At 38.4% G+C, this 320-nt stretch carries 1 protein-coding gene and 1 pseudogene; both read left to right on the top strand.

The window, feature by feature from the left end:
* A pseudogene (locus ACFIK8_RS12075) lies at nt 1-147 on the top strand (ComF family protein); the annotation flags it as partial.
* A 49-nt stretch (nt 148-196) separates the two neighbouring features.
* A partial coding sequence (locus ACFIK8_RS12070) for a glutaredoxin domain-containing protein (RefSeq protein ID WP_375669568.1) occupies nt 197-320 on the top strand: 124 nt, incomplete at its 3' end.

The raw sequence follows: 320 nt of genomic DNA, 5'->3' as shown, positions 1-320 counted from the left end.
TCTGTTTTGCTGGTTGATGATGTTTTTACAACGGGTGCAACGGTTACGGCTGCTGCTGCGACATTAAAACAGGCAGGTGCGTGGCAGGTTGATGTTCTAACATTTTCGCGAGCTTTCAAAGAAGTTTCTATGTTTCCCAACTCTTGAAAGACGGTTAAAATTAACACTATTTAAAAAATCTTTGGAGAATAATATTATGAAAGAGGTAACACTTTATACACGTCCTAACTGTCCTTATTGCGCGAAAGCTCGTGATTTGCTTGATAAAAAAGGCGTGAAATATACAGATATTGATGCATCAACTGTTTTGCGCGAAGAAA

It is taken from the genome of Bartonella sp. MR168JLCBS (assembly GCF_042194175.1).
Note: the sequence above shows the minus strand (reverse complement) of the source record. Positions and strands in the feature narration are given on the sequence as shown.